We start from the raw sequence: 5,269 nt of genomic DNA, 5'->3' as shown, positions 1-5,269 counted from the left end.
CGCCAACGCCAACAGCGCACACAGGAACTTTCTCACAACAGATTCCCTCCCTCTCCAAAACAAACTCCAGAAAATTGAAACGTTTAAGGATGGCAGCACCCCGCCGCCCACGCGGCGCAGGTCGCTTATATTATAATATGAGATGTCCGTTTTGACGAAGCCGCCCTCGTCTTTGAATCCGGCCTTTGGATTCGGGGCGCGGCGGCGGGGGAACAGCAAAGGAGCAGGTCACATGAGCGAGCACTGCGATCACAACTGCGATCATTGCGCCGCGGGCTGCGCGGCGCCAGCGGCAAAGGCGGCGACGAAACGGGAGAACAGGGTGGCGCGCGTGGTGGGCGTCGTCAGCGGCAAGGGCGGCGTCGGCAAATCCCTGGTGACGGCCCTCCTGGCCTCAGGGGGCAGAAGACGGGGGATGCGGACGGGAATTTTGGACGCGGACATCACCGGCCCCTCCATCCCCAAGATGTTCGGCCTCCACGAGAAGGTCTTCTCCGATGGCAAGGCCATCCTCCCCGCCGTCACGCGGGACGGCACGGAGGTCATCTCCATGAACCTCTGCCTGCCGCGGGAGGAGGACCCCGTCGTGTGGCGGGGGCCCGTCATCGCGGGGACGGTCACCCAGTTCTGGGAGGACGTGGACTGGGGGGAGCTGGACTGCCTGTTCGTGGACATGCCGCCCGGAACGGGCGACGTCCCCCTGACGGTCTTTCAGTCCCTCCCCGTGAGCGGCATCGTCGTCGTGACCTCGCCTCAGGAGCTCGTGGGGCTCATCGTGAAGAAGGCGTTCCACATGGCCCGCCTCATGAAGATCCCCGTCCTGGGCATCGTGGAGAACATGGCGTACTTCGAGTGCCCCGACTGCGGGAAGCGACACCACATCTTCGGCCGCGGCCACGCGGAGGAGGAGGCCAAGGCCCTTGGCGTCGGCGCCGTGGCCCACATCCCCATGGACCCGCGCTTTGCGGAGCTCTGCGACCGGGGACGGGTCGAGGACCTGGAGGGCCCCTGGCTCGACGGCATCCTGGACGCGATCCAGCGGTCGGGCAAGGGCGCGCGCGCTTAAAATCCGGAGAAGAACCGCCCTGCGGGCCTGCGCGTTACGCGCAGGCCCGCTCCACATCAGAAGACCTCGCGCACCAGGGAGCCGTCGTCGATGGCCGCCTCCAGGGACGGGGCGTCGAAGGTCCGGAGCAGGCGCCCCTCGGCCAGCACGACGGCGAAATCCGCCAGTCGGCGCGCCTGGGTGAGGCTGTGGGACACCAGGACGATGGACACGCGGTCCCTCATGGACAGGAGCATGTCCTCGATCCGCGCCGCCGCGGCCCGGTCCAGGGAGGAGGTCGGCTCGTCCAGCAGCAGGAGCTCCGGCCCCAGGGCCAGCGCCCGCGCCAGGCAGAGGCGCTGCTGCTGCCCGCCGGAGAGGGAGGCTGCGGGGGCGTCCAGCCGGTCCCGCACCTCGTCCCAGAGGCCCGTCCGCTCCAGGGCCTTTTGGAGGGTCTCCCGAACCTCCTGCCTCGACGGCCGCGCGGGGGACGCCAGCTCGAGCGGCAGGGTCAGGTTGCGCCGGATGCTCATCGGCAGGGGGTTGGGGGACTGAAAGACCATGCCCACCCGGCGCCTCAGCTCGTGCGGGGAGGGCGCGCCGTCCCCCCGCGTGGGGCGCATCGCCCCGCCCAGCAGGACGCGGACCTCTCCCTCCTCCTCGTACCCCTCGAAACACTCGTTCAACCGATTGATGGAGCGCAGCAGCGTGGACTTCCCGGACCCGGACCGCCCCAGGATGACGCTGATCCTTCGCGCCGGGAAGCGAAGGTCCAGGCCCTTCAGCACCCGCCGCCCGAAGAAGGATACGGCGAGGCCGCGGAGTTCCGCGCAGGACGAGAGGTCGCTCACGATCCGATCCCTCCCCTCCCGGCCGCGCCCCGCCAGCGCCGCGTCAGGCGCCCCTGCAGCGCACTCGCGCCCAGGATCAGCGCCGCGGAGAGCAGGAGCAGGACGGAGGCCGTGCCGAACCCCTGAGCCAGCTCCTCCGGCCCCGAGTACTGCGCCGCGGTGTAGTAGACCTTGAAGGGGAGCGCCTCGAACTTGGAGGTCAGCCCTGCGGGCAGCCCCGCGTTGGCCACGGCCCCCGTCAGCATGATGACGGCCGTGTCCTCCATGGCGCGCCCCATCGCCAGGATGACCCCGCCCAGGACCCCGGGCGCAGCCGCAGGCAAGAGCAGGCGCAGGACGGCCTGTCCCCGCGTCATGCCCAGGGCGCTGGCCGTGAGCGTCAGCCCCTGGGGCAGCGCCTCCAGGGCGGCCCGGACCGACGTCACCAGCACGGGCAGGACCAAAACGGCGAGGCAGAAGGCCGCCAGCAGCAGGCAGGTGGTCCCCTGCGGCAGGAACGTCCGGCGCAGCAGGATGATCAGTTGAAGGCCGAAGAGCCCCATCACGATGGAGGGGACCCCCGCCAGCACGTCCACGCACCCGCCGATCCAGTCCCTCTCCCTGCGCCCCGCGAAGCAGGCCAGGTAGACGCCGCAGGCCAGGCCCGGCGCCAACGCCAGGGACATCGTGACGGCCAGCAGGAACAGCGTCCCCGCAGCCGCGGGCCAGATGCCGCCCCACACGGGCCGGACCGCGAGGATCGCATCGAGTGGCGGTGTGCTGCCGAAGAACAGCCTCAGGTTCACTGCGGGGAGCCCCCGCACCAGCAGGAAGAGGACCAGCCCCGACAGGGAGAGGACCGTCCCCAGCATCGCGGTCCACCCCAGGGCCAGCAGGAGCTTCTCCCGAAGAAAGCGCGCCCTCATGGCCTGACGTCCCCCGACGCCTCCCGGGACAGGCGCCGGGCCACCAGGCTGAACGCGGCACAGGCCAGGAGGAGCAGCGCCCCCGCCAGGAGCAACGACAGGTGCTCGCCGCCGCCGATGTCGCTCGACAGGACCAGGGCGATGTGGGCCGTGAGCGTCCGCATGGAGCTCAGGGGCGAGAGGGCGAACTGGATGGCGTTGCCGGCCAGCATCGTGGGGATCAGCGCGTCTCCCAGCGCACGGCCCAGGCCCAGCACGGCGGCGGACAGCATGGAGCGCTTCGCCAGGGGCAGGGCGACGCGGCTCAGGCACTCCAGGGGCGTCATGCCCAGGGCGGCGGCGGTCAGCGACGTCTGCGCCACAAGGCTTCGAACCTCGCCGTCCATGACGAAGGTCATGGTGGGCAGGCCCTGAAGCGTCAGGACGAGACAGGCCGCCAGCCAGCAGAAGCCCGTCCCTCCCAGCGCCCCGCGGATGAGCGGCACGAGGACGAAGACGGCGGCGAAGCCGTAGACCACGGTGGGCACCGCCGTCATCAGCCTCAAACACCCCATCAGGAGGGACGCGAGGGGACGCGGCGCCATGCCGTTCAGCATACAGCAGCAGCCCAGCGCCAGGAACCACCCCAGGAGGAGCGAGGAGAGCGCCAGCAGGACTGAGGCGTGGACCATGGGCAGGATGCCGAAGCGGCCCCCCGCCGGGTTCCAGAGGCTCCCCAGGAGGGCCAGGCCTCGCCCCTCCGACAGGGCGGCGAGACCTGAGATCAGGATAAAGGCGATGACGGTCCCCAGGAGGCCCGACACGGAGAGCGCCAGGGCGCGCAGAAGGACGGGGACCTCCCGGTCCCCGCCCCGAACGGCTCCGCAGCGCACGGCGCTACTTCCCCGGCCTGGGGATGGGGATGTAGCCGCTCTTCTCGATGATCTTCGCCCCCGCGTCGCTGTAGATGTAGTCGATGAAGGCCGCCGTGAGGCCCGAAGGGTCGCCCTTGGTGTTCATGAAGAGCTGGCGCACGACGGGGTACTCACCGGACGCCGCGTTCTCCTGAGAGGGGACGTGCCCGTCGATGGCAACCCCGGCGATGGTCTGGTCCAGGTGTCCGATGCCCACGTAGCCAATGGCCCGCGGGTCCTGAGCGATGGCAGTCTTCATAGCGCCGTTGGAGCTCACGACGTTGACCGTAGGGGCCAGCTCCGCCTTGCCCAGCAGCTTATCGGTGAAGGTCTCCCTCGTGCCGCTGCCGTCCTCGCGTCCGTAGACGTCGATGGCTCCAGGCTCTCCGCCCAGGTCCTTCCAGTCCTTGATCTCGCCGGTGTAGATCTTTGCCACCTGCTCCCCCGTCAAGCTCTTGACCGGATTGTCCGGGTGAACCGCCAGCGCCACCCCGTCGATGGCGAAGGGGAAGGTCTTGAGCCCGTACTGCTCGACCTCCTTCTCCTTGAGGGGACGGCCCGTGTTGCCGATGCCGACGAGCCCCTCGCCGACCTGTTTGACCCCGACGCCGCTGCCGCCGCCTGCGACGGTGATGCGGACCTTCGGGTTGAAGGTCATGATGTCCTGGGCCGCCTGAGTCATCACCGGGATGTGGGCCGTCCCTCCGGCGATGTCCAGCGTGCCCTCGAGGTCCTTGAAGGCGTCGAGGGGTTCGGCCTCCGCCACGGGGGCAGCCAGGAGCAGAGCGCAGAGGGCAAAAACTCTTCCAAACGTCTTGAGCATGGTTTTCGTTCCTTTCCGTATCTTCGTCATTTCTCTTGTGACCTTTCGCAACGTTTCTCTCGCTTTGGCCTCGTCGAAACGGCGAGCCGCCTTCCTATTCGGGCAAGCCGCAGCGCACCGCGCGTCCCCGTGGGAGGACGCGCCGGAGGCTTATTCCACTTTCCCATCATCCATCCGTCGACAAGCAGCCAGCCGCAACGAGGGCGTGCACAGCCAGATGTCGGGCAGGGCGGGCAAAAACGACGAAGGATCGATGGATTGGGAACTTGGAACTGCGGGCAGGGTGATCAGGGGGGGATTAAAGGACAGGGGAGCCCGACGAAATGCAGCCCGTGCATCCTCCGTCGATGCGTCAGCTAAAACCGCTCATTGAGCTCCCCTCCTCCGGCTTGAAATGCAGCCTCATTATAGCAGAAAGGCCCTGCGGCACGCGGTGCGCCTCTGGGAGAACATCGATCCGCCTCCCGTCGAGTATAATGTCGGTGAAGGCAGCACAAGCTGAAAGGGACGATAGGGCCATGCCCGGACTGAGGGGAATCGACAACATCAAGAAGGCGATGGAGCGGCGGGAGAGGGAGCGCGACGAGAGCCTGAAGCTCGCCCTCGAGATCGAGAGGGAGGAAACAGCGGGGACACCGCAAGTCGCGGGCGATGGGGCGCCCAGCGACATCGAGCGCCGCCTCGCCGAGCGGCTGGCCGACCAGCGGCGGGCCGCCGAGGAGCGCGCCGCGGCGTGGAGGGGTGGAACGGCA

7 protein-coding genes are annotated in these 5,269 nt (G+C 68.6%); 2 read left to right on the top strand and 5 right to left on the bottom strand.

From position 1 onward, the window contains the following. The coding region (locus Q0629_RS03720) for a hypothetical protein (RefSeq protein ID WP_298779100.1) at window positions 1-219 on the bottom strand (219 nt) is incomplete at its 3' end. A 13-nt stretch (window positions 220-232) separates the two neighbouring features. Here Q0629_RS03720 and Q0629_RS03715 point away from each other — a divergent pair. Beyond that, window positions 233-1,066, top strand: a complete 834-nt coding sequence (locus tag Q0629_RS03715) for an Mrp/NBP35 family ATP-binding protein (protein ID WP_298779098.1) — start codon at window positions 233-235, stop codon at window positions 1,064-1,066. Window positions 1,067-1,122: 56 nt separating this feature from the next. On the opposite strand, the gene Q0629_RS03710 is transcribed toward Q0629_RS03715, so the two are convergent. From Q0629_RS03710 to Q0629_RS03695, 4 genes are read right to left on the bottom strand one after another with little or no spacing between them, the layout of a single operon-like run. Then, a complete protein-coding gene (locus Q0629_RS03710; protein ID WP_298779095.1) occupies window positions 1,123-1,896 on the bottom strand; it encodes an ATP-binding cassette domain-containing protein in 774 nt (257 codons plus the stop codon). After that, window positions 1,893-2,801 carry an ABC transporter permease subunit gene (locus Q0629_RS03705; protein WP_298779092.1) on the bottom strand — a complete coding sequence of 303 codons (909 nt, stop codon included), beginning with the start codon at window positions 2,799-2,801 and terminating at the stop codon, window positions 1,893-1,895. Before Q0629_RS03705 ends, Q0629_RS03710 begins: the two co-directional genes overlap by 4 nt. Next, a complete protein-coding gene (locus tag Q0629_RS03700) occupies window positions 2,798-3,673 on the bottom strand; it encodes an ABC transporter permease subunit (RefSeq protein WP_298779087.1) in 876 nt (291 codons plus the stop codon). Before Q0629_RS03700 ends, Q0629_RS03705 begins: the two co-directional genes overlap by 4 nt. A 4-nt stretch (window positions 3,674-3,677) precedes the next feature. Next, window positions 3,678-4,517: a phosphate ABC transporter substrate-binding protein gene (locus tag Q0629_RS03695; protein ID WP_298779085.1), complete on the bottom strand. Its 840-nt coding sequence runs from the start codon at window positions 4,515-4,517 to the stop codon at window positions 3,678-3,680. 482 nt (window positions 4,518-4,999) lie between these two features. Here Q0629_RS03695 and Q0629_RS03690 point away from each other — a divergent pair. After that, window positions 5,000-5,269 (top strand): hypothetical protein (locus Q0629_RS03690; protein ID WP_298779083.1); only part of this gene is annotated, 270 nt, incomplete at its 3' end.

Origin of the sequence: uncultured Fretibacterium sp. (assembly GCF_938030725.1) — a bacterium.
Classification (GTDB): domain Bacteria; phylum Synergistota; class Synergistia; order Synergistales; family Aminobacteriaceae; genus Fretibacterium.
The sequence above is the reverse complement of the archived record's forward strand: the minus strand, read 5'-3'. Positions and strand labels throughout refer to the sequence as shown.

Excerpts from the sequence above, each read along its gene's own strand:
- Q0629_RS03715 (WP_298779098.1), top strand. The coding sequence starts at position 233 with ATGAGCGAGCACTGCGATCACAACTGCGATCATTGCGCCGCGGGCTGC.
- Q0629_RS03705 (WP_298779092.1), bottom strand. The coding sequence starts at position 2,801 with ATGAGGGCGCGCTTTCTTCGGGAGAAGCTCCTGCTGGCCCTGGGGTGG.
- Q0629_RS03695 (WP_298779085.1), bottom strand. The coding sequence starts at position 4,517 with ATGCTCAAGACGTTTGGAAGAGTTTTTGCCCTCTGCGCTCTGCTCCTG.